Source organism: Streptomyces sp. NPDC030798 (assembly GCF_055572275.1).
Genome location: NZ_JBVIDR010000005.1, coordinates 29099 through 45970 on the forward strand (window position 1 = coordinate 29099; position 16872 = coordinate 45970).

Genomic DNA, 16872 nt, shown 5'->3' on the forward strand with positions numbered 1-16872 from the left:
GAGTGAGCGTTCCGGTCGCTAAACGGCGCCGCTGAGATACACCTGGCTGACGCGTGCGTCGATGGGATGCACGGCGACGTTCAGCCAGTTCAGCTCGCCGTCGCAGACGGTGCACACCGGACCTTCGGTGACGTCGGCAAGCGTCTCCGGCTCCTTGAGCCCGAGGTGGGCGAAGGGGGTGGTGGGAGGCTGCACCTCCTTCCCCGAGACGAGGGGCTGCGCACGGTGCGACAAGGGGCTGTCGGGATCCAGTTCCCGGATGAACGCATCGACGCCGGCTTTGGGCAACCGGAAGGCGAGCAGTACTCCGTCGTCCTGGAACCCCTTCTGGTAGGCGGCCCTGACATCGGTGGCCCCGGAGGGAATCGTCAGCTTCATGTCGTGGGCGACCTGCGCCGGGGTGGCCCCCCGAACCCAGTACGGAACCCGCTTGCCGCTCTGCGGTTCGCGCACCGACGACCCGGGGGACGTGGACGAACAGCCCGCCAGCGAGCAGACCAGGGCAGCGCACAGGGCGGCGCTCAGGCGCTTGTACCTCACCGGGCGTCTCCGTTGCGCCCGATGTCCGTACGGGTGCCGTCCCGCCCGGGGTCGGCCGGTGCGGGTACCGGGCCCGAGCCGGTGCCGAGGTCGTAGTGGCGCACGGTCCCGCTGCCTCTCATGTCGTACTCCTTGGCCAGTCCCGTCCTGTGCAGACGGGCCATGTCCGCGTCGGTCACGGTCGTCGGGCCGATCGGGGTGGCCTTTCCGGGGTCCCAGTTGTAGCGGTCCCAGACGTTGACCTGGTAATCGAGGCTGACCTTCGGCTTGCCGTCGGCTCCCGGTTCCACGGTGACCACACCGGTGGTGTTCGTTTGCGCGCTGCCGACCGCCAGATACCAATTGCGATCACTGTGCGTGTATCCGACGCCGGGGGTCTCCACCGGAATCGCCACAGGCCTACCGCCGGACTTCCGATAGGCGTCCAGGGCTTCCTGGCGCCAGCGGTCCTGGTTGTGTGTGAGGGAGGCGTCGGCCACGGTACGAAGACGGGCGTCGTCGTGCATCATCCTGTCCACGTCGAGGTCGAGGGGCGTTCCGGTGCCCCTGAGGTAGTGGTCCATGTTCCGGGCGGCGTCCGTGTAGCTGATGAAGTCGCCCATGTTCGACATGCCTTTGGCTTCGGCCAGGACCCAGTAGTCGTGCGCACCCGGGTCTTCGACGTCGTACGGACCGGAGCCGTCGTCGGGAGCTATCTGCTTGACCGTTACGCCGAAGATTCCCGCGGACATCAGGTCATCCTTGTGCTGAGTCCACAACTCGGCTCGCGCTGTGGGGCTCAGGGACTCCCACAGCCGTCGCAGTTCCGCTCTCTGCCGCGGGTTGGCGTCGTCACCGAGTCGGGCGAGCTTCTCGGCCCGCGGCAGCATGTCCTCGTCGAGGGAGGTGTACGTGGCGTGGCCCGCGTTGTAGGGGTCGTTGCCGTGGCTGCGGCTGAGCGCGCGTACGACAGCGGCGTCGATCTCTGCGGCATGACGCACCAGATCGGTGAGCGTGTCGGCGTACCACTGCATCAACTCCTTGGCCTTCTCGCCTTCCTCCTTTCCCTCGACGGTGCACATGGCGGGCATGACCTTGACCGTGCCGTTCTCGCCGCCGACGATCAGAAAGCCGTGTTCGCGCGCCTCCCCCTCCAAGCTCTTCGCGCGGCGCTGGAGGCCTACGAGTTCCTGGTGGGCGTCGTCCAGAACGCTCCGGATACTCATGGCCTCGCTGTGCAGGTCGGCGCACTCCTTGGCCGTCCTGTCCACGAACTCACGGGTGACCGTCGCGTTGACGCCGGCCCAACGGGCGTTGTCGGCTTTCGCCTTCAGCCCGTCGTGGGCATCCTTGGACAGCCCCTCGAGATGTTTGACCGCCTGGTCCCAAGTGCCGACGGCAGCGCCGAGCTTGCCCAGATCCACGTCCAGCAGATCGTGGTAGTTCATGCCACAACCCCCGTCACTTGAAGTAGCTGTTCAGCACGGACACCGAGACCGCCGATCCGTCCCGACCGCGCAACTCGGCGGCGATCGTGTCGTCGTCGCGCGCGTGCAGCTTCTTCGAGTAGTCCAGGTGATTCGAGATGTGGGCGAAGGCCTGGAGCACCGACGTGACCTGAGAGGTCCACACGGAGACGGTCGTCTCGAGACTCGACCCCATCGCGAAATGGTGGCTCTTCAGTGCGGCCGCGGCCTGCATCGTCGTGCCCGCTCCATGGGCGTCGGCCCCCGCACCTGCGATGTCGACCTGGTCGTGAAGGCGGGCGTGGAGCTGGAACGCCTCGTGGCCGACGGCACCCAGGTCGTCCTGATGGACGACGAGGTCTGCGTCGCCGGCACCGGAGGCGGTGTCCGCAGCGTGGTTCAGTTGCAGATGAGCGACTTCGCCCTCAGCGGCCCGGCTCTTCAGTTGTTCCCATTCCTGCCATGCCATGAGTCAGCAACCCCCGTTGTAACGACTTGGCGATCTCCAGTGTTGACCGGCGGGCTGCGTGGTGGCAACTGAGCGCGGTTGCCGAGTGGTTGACTCGAGGGCCCGGGCCACGGCCCGCGGCCGCTACGTCTCGACGCTCACCCCGGTGCCCGGCGTGAGCCCCCATCGGGCCATGGCGCCGGCCTCGGCCTCCAGTACGTGCCGGGCACGGAGGCGGGGCAGGCCCAGGCGGCCGGGCTTCATGGTGCGTACGGCGGTGACGGTGAGGTTGCGGTCGAGGTAGGCCACGTCGATGGGGATGCGCATGCGGAAGGTGTGCACGCTGTTGGCAGGGGTGAGCAACATGGCCCCGTCGACCGAGTCACGCCCCAGCAGTCCCTTCGTACGGGACCGGTAGGAGGCCGCGATCTCCAACGGAACGGTGACGGCGTCCCCGCCACTGCTCCGGTGGATCACCAACCTGCCCCGTCCGTCCCGCCAGCGTGCCATCCCTGGGCCACCTCCGAAGTGTGACGGTACCTGCCTTTCGGGTGTCCCAGTGGACGCCTGTCCACGGGAAGGTGCCCCGGGAGTAAAGGAGTTGTCCCGGCGTCGTACCGCGGACTAGGAAAGTCGCATGACTGGACTCGGTGCCGTATTCCGTCCCCAGCTTCCCCCTGAGCGTCTGCGGGGCATCGCCCGGCTCGCGGATGCCGCGCAGCTCGAGGAGCTGTGGTTGTGGGAGGACTGTTTCCTGGAGGGCGGGGTCTCCACCGCCGCCGCCGCTCTCGCCTGGACCGAACGGGTCCGGGTCGGGATCGGACTGCTGCCCGTACCGCTCAGGAACGTGGCCGTCACCGCCATGGAGGCCGCCTCCCTCGAGCGCATGTTCCCCGGTCGGGCCGTCCTGACCGTCGGACACGGCGTCCAGGACTGGATGGGGCAGGTCGGCGCGCGGGCCGCCTCGCCGCTCACCCTCCTCGGCGAGCATCTCGACGCCCTGCGCGCCCTCTTGCGCGGTGAGCGGCTCACCGTGAGCGGGCGGTACGTCACGCTGGACGACGTCGGCCTCGACTGGCCCCCCGCCCAGTCGGTGCCGGTCCTCGCCGGCGCCACCGGGCCCCGCACCCTCGGCCTTTCCGGAGCCAAGGCCGACGGCACCCTCCTCACCGCCGCCACCTCACCGGACGGCGTACGACAGGCTCGCCGGATCATCGAGGAGGCGAGGAGGGAAACGGGGCGCACCGAGCCCCACCGGCTGGTTGTCTACCTCCTCGCCGCCACCGGCCCCGACGCCGCCGCCCGGCTCCGGGCCGAACTCGTCGCCGAGGGACTGGAGTCGAAGCCGGATGTCGGGATCGCCGGGGACGCCGGTGCCGTCGCCGAGGCGGTGCGGCGGATCGCCGAGGCCGGGGCCGACACGGTCGTCCTGCAGCCGACGGCGGACGAACCGGACCCCGAGGGCTTCGTACGGTTCGTCGCCGAGGAGGTCCGGCCCCTGGTGCCGTAGAGACGGGGGCCGCGTTGTCAGTGGGGGCCGGCACACTCCACGCATGACCGAGCAGCGAGATGAGCACAGCGAAGTGCTTCTGCGGGAGGTGGTGGACGACGATCTGCTCGTCCTCCTCGCCTACGAGCACGACCCGGAAGCCGTCCGGCGCTCCAGGTTCACCCCCCGGCCGCGCGAGGCCTTCCTCACGCACTGGCGGGAGCGGGTGCTCGGGGACCCCGACTCCCTGGTGCGGGCGGTCACGGTCGACGGCGAGGTCGCCGGGAGCGTCGTCTCCTGGACGGCGGAGGACGGACGGCGGTTCGTCGGGTACTGGTTCGGGCGGCCGTACTGGGGCAGAGGCGTCGGCACCCGGGCCCTCGGGCTGTTCCTGGAACTGGAACAGGTGCGGCCGCTCCACGCCGACCCCTTCTCCGGCAACACCGCCTCCGTCCGCCTGCTGCGCAGACACGGCTTCGAGCCCGTCGGCACCGTAGGGCACGGGGACGACGGGCATGTGCTGCTCGTGCTCGATCCGGCGGGCGGGGGGCGTGACCGTGATGACGGCGGCAGCGCCGGCCAGGGCACAGAAATTCGCGGGACCCGGTAGCGACTCCCTGGGATCATGAGACGCATGGCATCCGTGGCAGAGAGCCGGTCCAGGTCCTTCGAAGCGCTGGTGGCGGAGGGGGCCGCCGTGCCGACAGAGGGGTGGGACTTCTCCTGGTTCGAGGGACGGGCCGTCGAGGCGCGGCCCTCGTGGGGGTACGCCGTGTCGGCGGGGGAGCGGCTGGCGCGGGCCGGTGCCGTGCTGGACATCCAGACCGGGGGCGGGGAGGTGCTGGACTTCGCCCTGGGCCGGGCCGAGCCGGGTCGGCCGTTGCTGGTCGCCGCCACGGAGGGGTGGCCGCCGAATGTCGCGAAGGCGACCGCTCTGCTCCGGCCGCGCGGCGCGGTCGTGGTCGCCGCGCCGGACGACGCACCGCTGCCGTTCGCCGAAGGCGCCTTCGACCTGGTGCTCAGCCGGCACCCGGTGTCCCCGCACTGGACGGAGATCGCGCGGGTGCTGCGGCCGGGCGGGACGTACTTCGCCCAGCATGTCGGGCCGGCCAGTGCCTTCGAGCTGGTCGAGCACTTTCTCGGGCCGCAGCCGGACGCCGTGCGCAGTGGCCGGCACCCCGACCGGGAGCGCGCCGACGCCGAGGCGGCCGGGCTCGAGGTCGTGAGGCTGCGGGCGGAGCGGCTGCGGATGGAGTTCCACGACATCGGCGCCGTCGTGCACTTCCTGCGCAAGGTGGTCTGGATGGTTCCGGGCTTCACCGTGGAGGCGTACGAGCCGGAGCTGCGTGCCCTGCACGAGCGGATGGAGAAGGAGGGGCCGTTCGTGGCGCACAGCACCCGGCATCTCTTCGACGTCCGGAAACCGAGCGCCTGAACGAAAGAGACAGTGGGGGATATAGGGGGCGTCGCGGCACCGCTGTTCCTTCGCAGTTCACCCACGGTTTCCACATCGTTATCGGCGGCGGTTCACATCCGTCCCACTGGTCACGTAGGTTCAGACCAAGGTGATTCGCGTGAGCAAATCCGCGCGCGTGGCACCGTGCAGCGGAGGGGGCTGCGCGGTGCTGCGATGCCCTCGGGTGTCGGAGCGGAAGCGTCAAGTCACCGTTCGCTGACGGGGTAGCCCGTCGGGGGGACCCCGGGGTGACCGGGCGGCGATTCATCAAGACGGCCCAAACCCTCTTGATCTCGCCCCATCCGGGTCGATTCGCCTAAGAATCTGCTGTGAATCGGCCGGCAGGCACCCCTGAATCCAGCATTCCATGACCACCGGGGCGTCGCCGGGCGACTCCGGAGCGTAGTTGTGTCGCGCTGATGCACCCACCATCCCTTACGAAGGGTTATGGTGGAAACCCCCCCTCGGGCCGGTCCGTCTCCCCCCCACGGACCGGCCCGTTCTCTTTTGTCCGGCGGACCGCCCCGAGCTCCGTGCGACAGGCCGCGCCCGCCGCCCGTCTTGGAGAGGCGGCTCGGGGCGGGGGTACTCTTCGGGTTCCGGGGACCGCCGTACGGAGGGCAGACAACTCGTGAACCTGCGCGACAAGCTGCGCGGCCTGCTCGTCAGGCTCTACGCACGCCGGGTGGAAGGCCACCTGGACCACGCTCAGGTGCCCAAGCACATCGGCGTCATCATGGACGGCAACCGCCGCTGGGCGAAGGCGGCCGGCTCGAGCACGGTCCACGGCCACCGGGCCGGCGCCGACAAGATCGAGGAGTTCCTCGGCTGGTGCAGCGAGACCGACGTCGAGGTCGTCACCCTGTGGCTGCTCTCCACGGACAACTTCGACCGGCCCCAGGAGGAACTGGTCCCGCTGCTCGGCATCATCGAGGACGTCGTCCGCAGCCTCGCCGCCGACGGCCGCTGGCGGGTGCACCACGTCGGCACCCTCGACCTGCTGCCGGCCGGGATGCAACGCACCCTCAAGGACGCCGAGGAGACCACCGCGCACGTCGACGGGATAGTGGTCAACGTGGCCATCGGCTACGGCGGCCGGCAGGAGATCGCCGACGCCGTGCGCTCCATGCTCCTCGACGCCCAGGACAAGGGCGTGGCGCTGGAGGAGCTCGCCGAGTCCGTCGACATCGACATGATCGGGCGTCATCTGTACACCGGTGCCCAGCCCGACCCGGACCTGGTGATCCGCACCAGCGGTGAGCAGCGGCTGTCCGGATTCATGCTCTGGCAGACCGCCCACTCGGAGTACTACTTCTGCGAGGTCTTCTGGCCGGCCTTCCGCAAGGTGGACTTCCTGCGCGCCCTGCGCGACTACGCCGCACGTCACCGCCGTTACGGCGGCTGAGAGGCCGTCCGCGCACGCCGGCGGCCCGTCGAACGGCCGCAACGCGGGGCGTTCCGTATACCCCGGTTGGTACGCATGTAACAAGGACTTCACCGGCGCGCTGTTGGCCGCTTCTGCATGGCCGCGCATTTTCGAGGGCATAAGCCAGTCAGGTCGACACCCGAACCACGGGCGTCGGATCTCAGCGGGCGGCACGGGGTCGTCCGCCCGGGAGGCCCTTTGCACCAGCCCGACCGTGCGCGCACAGCACGGAAGCAGCCGCGGAGGGCCGGTGTCCGGCCCGCCGACTGCGGGGGCCGTTCACCGGTCCAGCTCCACTTCGTCGCTCCCCGACCTCATCCGAGGGGGTACGTCCTTCCGTGGTGACCAGCACAAAGCGCCACAAGCCAGACCGGCGCACCTATGTTCTCGACACCAGCGTCCTGCTGGCCGACCCGAACGCCCTGACCCGCTTCGACGAGCACGAGGTCGTGCTCCCCATCGTCGTGGTCACGGAGCTGGAGGCCAAGCGGCACCATCCCGAACTCGGCTACTTCGCCCGTCAGGCCCTGCGCCTGCTGGACGACTACCGGGTGAAGAACGGCCGTCTCGACGCCCCCATCCCCATCGGGGAGCTGGGCGGGACCGTCCGTGTCGAGCTCAACCACTCGGATCCCAGCGTGCTGCCCACCGGCTACCGCCTGGGGGACAACGACTCACGCATCCTCGCGGTGGCCCGCAATCTGCAGGCCGAGGGGTTCGACGTCACCGTCGTCTCGAAGGATCTGCCGCTCCGCATCAAGGCCTCCTCCGTCGGCCTGCTGGCCGAGGAGTACCGCGCCGAACTCGCCATCACGGAGAACTCCGGCTGGACCGGTATGTCCGAACTGACCCTTCCGGGGGAGCAGGTGGACATCCTGTTCGAGGAGGGGCACGTGTACGTCCCGGAGGTCGCCGGCCTCCCCGTGCACACCGGTCTGACCATCCAGTCCGAGCGCGGCAAGGCGCTCGGCCGGGTCACCTCGGAGGGCAACGTCCGGCTGGTGCGCGGCGACCGGGAGGCGTTCGGCATCAAGGGCCGCAGTGCCGAGCAGCGCATCGCGCTCGATCTGCTGCTCGACCCGGACGTCGGCATCGTCTCGATGGGCGGCCGGGCCGGCACCGGCAAGTCGGCGCTCGCGCTGTGCGCGGGTCTTGAGGCGGTCCTGGAGCGCCGCCAGCACCAGAAGGTGATGGTCTTCCGGCCGCTGTACGCGGTGGGCGGGCAGGAGCTGGGCTATCTGCCGGGCAGCGAGGCGGAGAAGATGAGCCCGTGGGCGCAGGCCGTCTTCGACACGCTGTCGGCGGTCACGTCCCGCGAGGTCATCGAGGAGGTCACCGCGCGCGGCATGCTGGAGGTCCTGCCGCTCACCCACATCCGGGGCCGGTCCCTGCACGACGCATTCGTGATCGTGGACGAGGCGCAGTCGCTGGAACGGAATGTCCTGCTGACCGTTCTGTCCCGAATCGGCGCCAACTCACGGGTCGTTCTGACCCATGATGTGGCGCAAAGGGACAATCTGCGTGTCGGGCGTTACGACGGTGTCGTCGCCGTGGTCGAGAAGCTGAAGGGGCATCCGCTCTTCGCTCACGTCACCCTCACCCGGTCCGAGAGGTCCCAGATCGCGGCCCTTGTGACCGAAATGCTCGAAGAGGGTCATATCTGAGAAACGCACGCAGTTGGCGCCGTCCGGCAAAGGCGAAGAGCCTAGCCGGGCGGCGCCGGCGTGTGGGGCGCTTTCCTGAAATCTCCTGGGACAAACGAGGTGTGAGCTTTCACACTCAACTCGGAATTGCCACCCGGCGTCGGGTTACGGCAGAGTCTCACTCCTGTCAGGCCCCGCATACGGCACACCTGTACCCCCAGCGGTACGGCACCACAGCAGTAACACCCCAACTCCATAGCGTTGCCGTATGCCGCCCGAGCACCACGCGGCGCTCCCCGCAAGGGAGTTGCCCACCGGGCCCGTGCCTCCCGTGACCCCGCAGTTGGGAGGCCAGTGCCAGGGGCACGATTGCGTCCGCCAGGGTCACCGAAGCGGGCGATGCTGGAAGGAAACCCGTGTGAGCCGGATTTCGGTCCGGGGATTCGCAGTGGCCTCGGCCACCGCGGTCACCGCTGTCGGAAGCGTCGTCGGTGTTGCCTCGGGCAGCACCGCGCAGAACAACGACGCCGAGGCGACGGCAGCCGACACCACGCTCCTCGCGGACATACCCGCGGGTCAGCAGGCCCAGGTGCAGACCGCGTCCCTGACGCAGCAGGCCGACGCTCAGGCCATCGCCGCGGACGCGAGCGCCAAGAAGGACGCCGAGGCAGCGGCCCGCAAGGCTGCCGCCGAGACGGCGGTCGCCAAGAAGGCCGCCGCGGAGAAGGCCGCCAAGGAAGCCAAGGCGCGCGCCGAGGCGAAGTCCGCGGCCAGTCGCGACGACGTCCGCGACCCCTCCAGCTTCCCGGTCCAGAGCAGCTACACCGTCGCGCAGATCCAGGCGATGGCGCGTCAGATGGTGGCGAGCGGCCAGTTCCAGTGCTTCAGCAACATCGTGGACCACGAGTCCAGCTGGAACTACCGGGCGGTCAACGCCTCCTCCGGTGCCTACGGCCTCTTCCAGGCCCTGCCCGGCTCCAAGATGTCGTCCGTCGGCGCCGACTGGCAGACGAATCCGGCCACCCAGATCAAGTGGGGCCTCAACTACATGAACAGCCGGTACGGCAGCCCCTGTGAGGCCTGGTCGTTCTGGCAGGCCAACCACTGGTACTAGGCCCGTACCCACACCGGTCACAGCCCGGCTCAACCCTGCGCAGCCCCTCCCCGTCCATGGAGAGGGGCTTTCGCCCTGTACGGTCGTACGCGGACGACTCCACGGGCACGTGGTGGCCAGCACCCGGGGACGCGGGGGAAGAGGACGGATGATGTCGCGAGTGCCAGGGTGGCTCGGCCGGCTCGGCGCCGGGCTCACCGAGATGAGTGAGCGCCTGGACGAGCGCCGTACGGAGGTGGAGCGGGAGACCGCGCCCGAACCGGCCGCCAAGGACCGCATCGCCGACGAGGTGCTGCCCGCTCCCCGGCGGACCGTACCGGCCGGGCCCCGCCCCGACCCCGCCCAGGCCGTGCCCTGGGGTGTGCGGGTCGCCGCCGAGGCGGGCTGGCGCCTGCTGGTGCTGGCCGGCACCGTGTGGGTGCTGATGCGGGTCATCAGCGCCGTGCAGCTGGTGGTGTTCGCCTTCGTCATCGCCCTGCTGATCACCGCCCTGCTGCAGCCGACGGTCGCCCGGCTCAGGCGCCGTGGGGTGCCGCGGGGGCCGGCGACCGCGCTGACCGCCATCCTCGGGTTCGTCGTCATGGGCCTGATGGGCTGGTTCGTGACCTGGCAGGTCATGGAGAACATCGACACACTCTCCACCCAGATCCAGTCCGGCATCGACGACCTGCGCAACTGGCTGCTGAAGAGCCCGTTCCACGTCACCGACAAGCAGATCAACCAGATCGCCAAGAACCTGCGCGAGGCCATCGGCGCCAACGCCGACCAGATAACGTCCGCGGGGCTGGAGGGCGTTCAGGTCATCGTCGAGGCCCTGACCGGCATCCTGCTGGTGTTCTTCTCGACGCTGTTCCTGCTCTACGACGGCGAGCGCATCTGGCAGTGGTTCCTGAAGCTGGTGCCGTCCGCCGCCCGCCCGGGCGTCGCCGGCGCCGGCCCGCGCGCCTGGCGCACCCTGACCGCCTATGTGCGCGGCACGGTCCTGGTCGCCCTCATCGACGCCATCTTCATCGGCATCGGCATCTACTTCCTGAACGTGCCGATGGCCGTCCCGCTGGCCGTCTTCATCTTCCTGTTCTCCTTCATCCCGCTGGTCGGCGCCGTCGCCTCCGGCGCGCTCGCGGTGATCGTGGCGCTGGTCACGCAGGGCGTCTTCGCGGCGTTCATGACCCTCCTGGTGGTCCTCGCCGTGCAGCAGATCGAGGGCCATGTGCTGCAGCCGTTCATCCTGGGCCGCGCGGTCCGCGTCCACCCGCTCGCCGTCGTCCTCACGGTGGCGGCCGGCGGCATGGTGGCGGGCATCGGCGGCGCGGTGGTGGCCGTCCCGCTGGTGGCGGTGACGAACACGGTGGTGGGGTACCTGCGGCAGTACTCCGAGGAGGTCCAGCAGCAATCGGCCCGTCCGGCGCCCGAGGACGAGGCCGTTCAGGCCGACGGGGAATCCGCGGACCCCGGTGACGCCCCCGAAAACACGGAGGGCCTCGCCCACCAGGAGTGAGCGAGGCCCCGGCGCGGTGGCCGGCCTACTCGGCCAGGACCGCCTCCGCGTCCAGCGTGACGCCGACCGCCTGGATCACCGAGGCGATCTTGAACGCCTCCTGGACCACCTCACGGTCGACGCCGGCCTTGCGCAGCACCTGCTCGTGCGAGTCCAGGCACAGCCCGCAGCCGTTGATCGCGGACACCGCGAACGACCACAGCTCGAAGTCGGCCTTCTCGACACCGGGGTTGCCGATGACGTTCATCCGCAGACCCGCCCGCAGGTTGCCGTACTCGTGGTCGGACAGCAGGTGCCGGGTGCGGTAGAAGACGTTGTTCATCGCCATGACGGCGGCGGCCGCCTTGGCGGCCTGGTACGCCTCCGGCGTCAGGTTCGCCTTCGCCTCCGGCTCCAGCTCGCGCAGCACGATCGGGGACCGGGAGGCGATCGCGGTCGCCAGCACCGTGCCCCACAGAGCCTGGGCGGGCAGCTCGGAGTTGCCGATGACCGAGCCCAGGTTGAGCTTCAGGTCCTTGGCGTAGTCCGGGACGCGGGACTTCAGCGAGTCGAGCGACATGGGTCACTCACCAGCCAGCAGCGCGACCGGGTCGAGCGTCTCGTCGCCCTTGCTCCAGTTGCAGGGGCACAGCTCGTCGGTCTGCAGGGCGTCCAGGACCCGCAGGACCTCCTTGGGGTTACGGCCGACGGAGCCCGCGGTGACCATGGTGAACTGGATCTCGCGGTTCGGGTCGACGACGAACACGGCGCGCTGCGCGAAGCCGTCCTCGCCCTCGATGCCGAGCTCGCGCATCAGCTCGTGCTTGGAGTCCGCCATCATCGGGAACGGCAGGTCGGTCAGGTCCGGGTGGTCCTTGCGCCAGGCGTGGTGGACGAACTCGGAGTCACCGGAGAAGCCGAGGATCTGGGCGTCGCGGTCGGCGAACTCGTCGTTCAGCTTCCCGAACGCGGCGATCTCGGTCGGGCAGACGAACGTGAAGTCCTTGGGCCACGCGAAGACCACCAGCCACTTGCCCTCGTAGGACTTGTGGTGGATCTGCTCGAACTCCTTGCCCTTCTCCAGCGAGACGCAGGCGGTCAGTTCGAACTCGGGGAACTTGTCACCGACAGTGAGCACACGCTCTCCTTGCAACAAAGAATCGCCCCTTTTGGGGGCTTTTCTCTTGGGGTTGGACGTTGTCGATGTTGGCACAGGGTGCATTGATTAGGGAAATAGCTACACTCGGTCGAGTTGATCGGAGGTAGCTATCAGTGACCATCAGTAACGGCAAGCGGAGGCAGCCGACCCTCGCACAGCTCCGCGCCTTCGCCGCCGTGGCCGAGCATCTGCACTTCCGGGACGCGGCGGCGGCCATCGGCATGAGCCAGCCCGCGCTGTCCGGAGCGGTCTCGGCGCTGGAGGAGACACTGGGCGTGACCCTCCTCGAGCGTACGACCCGCAAGGTGCTGCTCTCGCCCGCGGGCGAGCGTCTGGCCGTACGGGCGAAGGCGGTGCTGGACGAGGTCGGGGCGCTGCTGGAGGAGGCCGAGGCGGTCCGGGCGCCCTTCACGGGCGCGCTGCGGCTCGGGGTCATCCCGACCGTGGCGCCGTACCTGCTGCCCACCGTGCTGCGGCTGGTGCACGAGCGGTACCCCCAACTGGACCTGCAGGTGCACGAGGAGCAGACCGCCAGCCTCCTCGACGGACTCAATTCCGGGCGCCTCGACCTGCTGTTGCTGGCCGTCCCGCTCGGAGTGCCCGGGGTCGTCGAACTCCCGCTCTTCGACGAGGACTTCGTACTGGTCACCCCGCTGGACCACTGGCTCGGCGGCCGCGAGGGCATACCGCGCGAGGCGCTGCGCGAGCTCAACCTGCTGCTGCTGGACGAGGGTCACTGCCTGCGCGACCAGGCTCTCGACATCTGCCGGGAGGCCGGCCGCGAGGACGCCCCCGTGACGACGACCGCGGCCGGCCTGTCCACGCTGGTCCAGCTCGTCGCGGGCGGCCTCGGCTGCACGCTGCTGCCGCGCACCGCGCAGAAGCTGGAGACCGCCCGCAGCAGTCAGTTGCTCACCGGGTACTTCGCGGAGCCCGCGCCGAGCCGCCGTATCGCCCTCGCGATGCGGGCGGGCGCGGCGCGGGGTGCGGAGTACGAGGAGCTGGCGGGGGCTCTGCGGGAGGCGCTGCGTCCGTTGCCGGTGCGGGTGCTGGACGCAGCCGCACAAGGCACGGACCCAGCCCCCGCCCCCGTCGTGGCGGCCGCGCCGCCTACTCCGTCCGCAGCCCGTCCGGGCGTGCCATCCGCAGCAGCGGGGGCAGGCTGAACAGGGTCACCGTGAGGACCACCGCTGCTCCGGCGCCGGTCATCGACAGCACGCTCGGCCAGTCCACGGACACGGTCGCGCCCACCATCTTCAGCAGCACCGTGCCGAGCGTCAGCCCCACGGCCGCGGCGACCAGCAGGCCCAGGGCGACCGGGACCGCCGTCTGCCACAGCACCGACAGGCCCAACGTGCGCCGCCGGGTGCCGAAGGCGACGAGCGACGACAGCAGCTTCCTGCGCTCGCGCAGCTGTTCCAGCTGGGACACCAGCAGGCTCGTGCCGATCAGCAGCAGTACGCAGATGGCACCGACGAACGTTCCGGTGCGGATGGAGGTGAACTTGTGCGACTGCTCGGTGGACGACCACACCATCGTGTCCGCCAGCGGGTCCAGCTTCGCGGCCGTGTTCCGGACGTACTCGGACACGTCCCGCACGGAGTCGTCGACGGAGACGTACACCGTCGGCCTGACCACGGAAACCATCGCCGGGGGAACGGTGGACGGTGTCATCAGCAGGCCGCCGCGCGGGTTCCCGTCGGGGTCGGTGATCGCGCGGGCCTGCTTCAGGCCGTCCGGTACGGTCCACAGGATGTCCGGGCGCTGGTGGGAGCCGTTGCTGTTCTCGAAGTGCAGCCTGCGGCCCGGCCGGGCGAGCTTGGTCGTGTCGGCGTCGCGGTCGCCGCCCTTGGCCACGAAGATGTCCCCGTCGTGGCAGGACGGCAGCTTCGCCACCTCGCGCAGGGAGGCGCAGTCGCCGACGGTGACGCTCATCGTGGCCCCGGGACCCTTCTCCCTGTTCCAGTCGTGCTCGGCGAGGTCGGCGCTGCCCAGCGCGGTGGCCTTGCGCACGCCCTCGGTGGCGGAGAACCGGGCCCCGGCCTGGCCGAGCCGGACGCCCTGCGACAGGTTGACCTGCATCTGCACCCGGTCGGTGTCCTTGCCCGTGGCCTTGCTGTAGTCGCCCTGGATGCCCGCGAACAGCATCTGCATCGCGATGGCCCCGGCCACCGCGACCGCGATGCCGTTCACCATGCGGGCCGCCGTACCACTGCTCAGCTGGAGCCGCCGCACGGCCAGTTGCCAGGCCACGCCGCCGTGGCCGAGCCGGGCCACCACCGCCTCGACGATCCAGGGCAGGAGCGCGGTCACGCCGACGAGCAGCAGCAGGACACCGCCGATCACCAGGTACTGGTTGAAGTTGCCGTTCGTCCGGCCCTGCCCGATCATCGGGGCGAGCATGGCGATGCCGCCCAGCGGCATCAGCAGCCGCCACCACAGCCGGCGGCGCCGGGGCCTGGCGGTACGGACCACGCCCAGCGGCTCGATCACCACCCCGCGCAGTGCGAGCAGCGTGACGAACACCGCCGCCGCCGGAACGGCCACCGCGACCAGGGCGGCCAGCGCGGGCGTCGGGTTGAGATAGCTCGGGAACACGCTGACGTCCAGGATCTCCACCGACCCCGCGAGCTGACGGCCGAGCAGGAAGAAGACGGTGCCGAAGACCAGTCCGACCAGCGAGCCGGCGAGGGCCTCGCCCGCCGCGATCCGCCGGGTCATCCGGCTGTCGGAGCCCACCAGCCGCAGCGCGGCCAGCCTGCGGTCGCGCCGCTCCCCGCCGAACCGTACGGCGGCGGCGATGAACACGGCGACCGGCATCAGCAGCACCACGAAGGCGACCAGCACCAGCAGCAGCAGGACCGGGTCCAGCCCGTCGGCCTTCGTCTTCTTCGGGGGGCCGAACTCGGTGATCCGGGCCGTCTGCCAGCCGTTGATCCGGGGGGCCAGGTTCGTGGCGCCGGCGTAGTAGGCGAGTTCGTGCGAGCCGACGAGGCCGCTCTCGCCGATCGTCCCGACGATCCGGTACGGCAGCCGTGCGCGCAGCAGCTTTCCGGCGTCGGAGCCGAGCAGGTCCTTCAGAGCGGGGGAGACGACCATGTCGCCCGGCGCCGGGTACGCCCTCAGCCCGGGTGCGATCGGTGCCCGCGGCCCCTCGGGCTCCACCAGCCGGCCGCGCACGTCCGTGCCGCGGTAGGTCGTGTCGGCGTCGGAGATGACGAGGGTGTCGGCGGCCTTCGGCCGGTGCGGGCCGTAGGTGTAGTCCAGGCGCGCCTGGTCGCGGCTGTGCCGTACCGCCAGCGCGTTCGGGATCGCCGTCGTCAGCAGCAGCAGCGCCACCCCGAGCCCGACGCCGACCGCGGTCAGCAGCACCCGTGTCCAGCCCTCACGACCACCGGTGAAGGCGAACTTGGCTCCCATGCCCAGGTCACGCGCCCAATGTCGGGCGTTCATACGATGCGCTCCATGTCCCGGGACCTGCCGTCGCGTACGACGATCTCGCGGTCGGAGTAGGCGGCCACCCGGGCCTCGTGCGTGACCAGGACGACGGCCGCGTTGGTCGAGCGGGCCGCGTCGGTGAGCAGCTCCATCACGCGTTCGCCGTTGAGGGAGTCCAGCGCGCCGGTCGGCTCGTCGGCGAACAGCACGCGCGGGCCCGTGACCAGGGCGCGGGCGACGGCGACGCGCTGCCCCTGACCGCCGGACACCTCGCCGGGCCGCTTCTTCGCGAGGTCGTCGACCTCCAGGCGCTCCATCCAGGTGCGCGCGACCCGCTCGGCCTCCTTGCGGGAGGTGCCGTTCAGCCGCAGCGGCAGCGCCACGTTCTCCACGCAGGTCAGCTCCGGTACGAGCTGCCCGAACTGGAAGACGAACCCGAACTCGCTGCGCCTGAGGGCGCTGCGCTCGGTGTCGTTCAGCTTGGCCAGCTCGCGGCCGGCGTAGGTGATCGAGCCGGAGTCGGGCGGCACGATCCCGGCGAGGCAGTGCAGCAGCGTGGACTTGCCGGAGCCGGAGGGGCCCATCACGGCGACGACCTCGCCGGCGTGTATGGAGAACTCGGCGCCGTCGAGGGCGATGGTCGGGCCGTAGGCCTTGCGCAGATCCTCGGCGGCCAGCAGGGAGCCGGCGGGAGCGGTCATCGGGTCACCGCCTCACGGAGCTTGTCGAGCCGCGCGGCGGTCAGTTCCAGCCAGCGCAGGTCGGCCTCCAGGTGGAAGAGGGCGTGGTCGCAGATCAGCTGGTCCGCCAGTTCGCCCTTGCGCTTGCGGTCGGTCAGGATCCGCATGCTGCGCAGGTGCTCGGCGCGCTGGGTGTCGAGGATGTCGGAGGCTTCGCGGTGGGTGAGCAGCGCCAGGACGACCTTGGTGTAGAGGGTCGACTGGAGGTACTCCTCCGGCTTCTCCGGGGTCGCGAGCCAGCGCTCGACGTCGGTGACGCCGGCGTCGGTGATGGCGTACCGCTTGCGCTCGGGGCCGCCGCCGGCCTCGATCCCGTCGACTTCCACGAGCCCGTTCTTCAGCAGCCGGGACATCGTCGAGTAGACCTGGCCGTAGTGCAGCGGCCGGTCGTGACCGAACTTCTCGTCAAAGGCCCGCTTCAGGTCGTAGCCGTGTCGGGGGCCGGACTCCAGGAGCCCAAGGAGGGTGTGACCGATGGACATGGGACCACTGTACAC

Annotated in this window: 17 protein-coding genes; 8 read left to right on the plus strand and 9 right to left on the minus strand. The window is 70.1% G+C overall.

The window, feature by feature from the left end:
- Positions 1-18 precede the first annotated feature (18 nt).
- From ACZ404_RS13085 to ACZ404_RS13100, 4 genes are all read right to left on the minus strand, one after another.
- The gene (locus ACZ404_RS13085; RefSeq protein ID WP_468439059.1) at positions 19-540 is read right to left on the minus strand and encodes a hypothetical protein; all 522 of its coding nucleotides are present in this window, start codon (positions 538-540) and stop codon (positions 19-21) included.
- On the minus strand, positions 537-1967 hold the full coding sequence (locus ACZ404_RS13090; protein WP_468439061.1) for a hypothetical protein: 1431 nt from the start codon (positions 1965-1967) through the stop codon (positions 537-539). The genes ACZ404_RS13085 and ACZ404_RS13090 overlap by 4 nt, the downstream gene beginning before the upstream one ends.
- Positions 1968-1980: 13 nt before the next feature.
- Positions 1981-2454, minus strand: coding sequence for a hypothetical protein (locus ACZ404_RS13095; protein WP_468439063.1), 474 nt, complete (start codon positions 2452-2454; stop codon positions 1981-1983).
- A gap of 123 nt (positions 2455-2577) precedes the next feature.
- Positions 2578-2943 carry a DUF192 domain-containing protein gene (locus ACZ404_RS13100; protein ID WP_468439064.1) on the minus strand — a complete coding sequence of 122 codons (366 nt, stop codon included), beginning with the start codon at positions 2941-2943 and terminating at the stop codon, positions 2578-2580.
- 127 nt (positions 2944-3070) lie between these two features.
- On the opposite strand from ACZ404_RS13100, the gene ACZ404_RS13105 reads away from it, so the two are divergent.
- From ACZ404_RS13105 to ACZ404_RS13135, 7 genes are all read left to right on the plus strand, one after another.
- Positions 3071-3943 carry an LLM class flavin-dependent oxidoreductase gene (locus tag ACZ404_RS13105; RefSeq protein ID WP_468439066.1) on the plus strand — a complete coding sequence of 291 codons (873 nt, stop codon included), beginning with the start codon at positions 3071-3073 and terminating at the stop codon, positions 3941-3943.
- Positions 3944-3986: 43 nt separating this feature from the next.
- Positions 3987-4532: a GNAT family N-acetyltransferase gene (locus tag ACZ404_RS13110; protein ID WP_468439068.1), complete on the plus strand. Its 546-nt coding sequence runs from the start codon at positions 3987-3989 to the stop codon at positions 4530-4532.
- Positions 4533-4556: 24 nt separating this feature from the next.
- Positions 4557-5357, plus strand: coding sequence for a methyltransferase domain-containing protein (locus tag ACZ404_RS13115; protein ID WP_468439070.1), 801 nt, complete (start codon positions 4557-4559; stop codon positions 5355-5357).
- A 652-nt stretch (positions 5358-6009) separates the two neighbouring features.
- Positions 6010-6783 carry an isoprenyl transferase gene (locus tag ACZ404_RS13120; protein ID WP_468439072.1) on the plus strand — a complete coding sequence of 258 codons (774 nt, stop codon included), beginning with the start codon at positions 6010-6012 and terminating at the stop codon, positions 6781-6783.
- 359 nt (positions 6784-7142) lie between these two features.
- A complete protein-coding gene (locus ACZ404_RS13125; RefSeq protein WP_468439074.1) occupies positions 7143-8468 on the plus strand; it encodes a PhoH family protein in 1326 nt (441 codons plus the stop codon).
- A gap of 397 nt (positions 8469-8865) precedes the next feature.
- Positions 8866-9561: an aggregation-promoting factor C-terminal-like domain-containing protein gene (locus ACZ404_RS13130; RefSeq protein WP_468439076.1), complete on the plus strand. Its 696-nt coding sequence runs from the start codon at positions 8866-8868 to the stop codon at positions 9559-9561.
- A gap of 151 nt (positions 9562-9712) precedes the next feature.
- Positions 9713-11059: an AI-2E family transporter gene (locus tag ACZ404_RS13135; RefSeq protein ID WP_468439078.1), complete on the plus strand. Its 1347-nt coding sequence runs from the start codon at positions 9713-9715 to the stop codon at positions 11057-11059.
- Between the two features lie 25 nt (positions 11060-11084).
- On the opposite strand, the gene ACZ404_RS13140 is transcribed toward ACZ404_RS13135, so the two are convergent.
- Positions 11085-11618 (minus strand): alkyl hydroperoxide reductase, encoded by a 534-nt coding sequence (locus ACZ404_RS13140; RefSeq protein WP_468439080.1) that lies wholly within the window; start codon positions 11616-11618, stop codon positions 11085-11087.
- 3 nt (positions 11619-11621) lie between these two features.
- Positions 11622-12176 (minus strand): peroxiredoxin, encoded by a 555-nt coding sequence (locus ACZ404_RS13145; RefSeq protein WP_061924628.1) that lies wholly within the window; start codon positions 12174-12176, stop codon positions 11622-11624.
- 134 nt (positions 12177-12310) lie between these two features.
- On the opposite strand from ACZ404_RS13145, the gene ACZ404_RS13150 reads away from it, so the two are divergent.
- A complete protein-coding gene (locus tag ACZ404_RS13150; protein WP_468439082.1) occupies positions 12311-13363 on the plus strand; it encodes a LysR substrate-binding domain-containing protein in 1053 nt (350 codons plus the stop codon).
- Here ACZ404_RS13150 and ACZ404_RS13155 read toward each other — a convergent pair.
- The 3 genes from ACZ404_RS13155 to ACZ404_RS13165 are packed head-to-tail and all read right to left on the minus strand — an operon-like array spanning position 13308 to position 16857.
- On the minus strand, positions 13308-15650 hold the full coding sequence (locus ACZ404_RS13155; protein ID WP_468439084.1) for an ABC transporter permease: 2343 nt from the start codon (positions 15648-15650) through the stop codon (positions 13308-13310). The genes ACZ404_RS13150 and ACZ404_RS13155 overlap by 56 nt on opposite strands.
- Complete coding sequence (locus tag ACZ404_RS13160; RefSeq protein ID WP_468439086.1) at positions 15647-16336, minus strand: ABC transporter ATP-binding protein; 690 nt, start codon at positions 16334-16336, stop codon at positions 15647-15649. Before ACZ404_RS13160 ends, ACZ404_RS13155 begins: the two co-directional genes overlap by 4 nt.
- The gene (locus tag ACZ404_RS13165) at positions 16333-16857 is read right to left on the minus strand and encodes a PadR family transcriptional regulator (protein WP_468439088.1); all 525 of its coding nucleotides are present in this window, start codon (positions 16855-16857) and stop codon (positions 16333-16335) included. The genes ACZ404_RS13160 and ACZ404_RS13165 overlap by 4 nt, the downstream gene beginning before the upstream one ends.
- Positions 16858-16872 lie beyond the last annotated feature (15 nt).

What these genes read in the sequence shown, in the direction of transcription:
- ACZ404_RS13090 (WP_468439061.1), bottom strand. Translation starts at nt 1,967, where the DNA reads ATGAACTACCACGATCTGCTGGACGTGGATCTGGGCAAGCTCGGCGCT.
- ACZ404_RS13095 (WP_468439063.1), bottom strand. Translation starts at nt 2,454, where the DNA reads ATGGCATGGCAGGAATGGGAACAACTGAAGAGCCGGGCCGCTGAGGGC.
- ACZ404_RS13100 (WP_468439064.1), bottom strand. Translation starts at nt 2,943, where the DNA reads ATGGCACGCTGGCGGGACGGACGGGGCAGGTTGGTGATCCACCGGAGC.
- ACZ404_RS13105 (WP_468439066.1), top strand. Translation starts at nt 3,071, where the DNA reads ATGACTGGACTCGGTGCCGTATTCCGTCCCCAGCTTCCCCCTGAGCGT.
- ACZ404_RS13110 (WP_468439068.1), top strand. Translation starts at nt 3,987, where the DNA reads ATGACCGAGCAGCGAGATGAGCACAGCGAAGTGCTTCTGCGGGAGGTG.
- ACZ404_RS13115 (WP_468439070.1), top strand. Translation starts at nt 4,557, where the DNA reads ATGGCATCCGTGGCAGAGAGCCGGTCCAGGTCCTTCGAAGCGCTGGTG.
- ACZ404_RS13135 (WP_468439078.1), top strand. Translation starts at nt 9,713, where the DNA reads ATGTCGCGAGTGCCAGGGTGGCTCGGCCGGCTCGGCGCCGGGCTCACC.
- ACZ404_RS13140 (WP_468439080.1), bottom strand. Translation starts at nt 11,618, where the DNA reads ATGTCGCTCGACTCGCTGAAGTCCCGCGTCCCGGACTACGCCAAGGAC.
- ACZ404_RS13155 (WP_468439084.1), bottom strand. Translation starts at nt 15,650, where the DNA reads ATGAACGCCCGACATTGGGCGCGTGACCTGGGCATGGGAGCCAAGTTC.
- ACZ404_RS13160 (WP_468439086.1), bottom strand. Translation starts at nt 16,336, where the DNA reads ATGACCGCTCCCGCCGGCTCCCTGCTGGCCGCCGAGGATCTGCGCAAG.
- ACZ404_RS13165 (WP_468439088.1), bottom strand. Translation starts at nt 16,857, where the DNA reads ATGTCCATCGGTCACACCCTCCTTGGGCTCCTGGAGTCCGGCCCCCGA.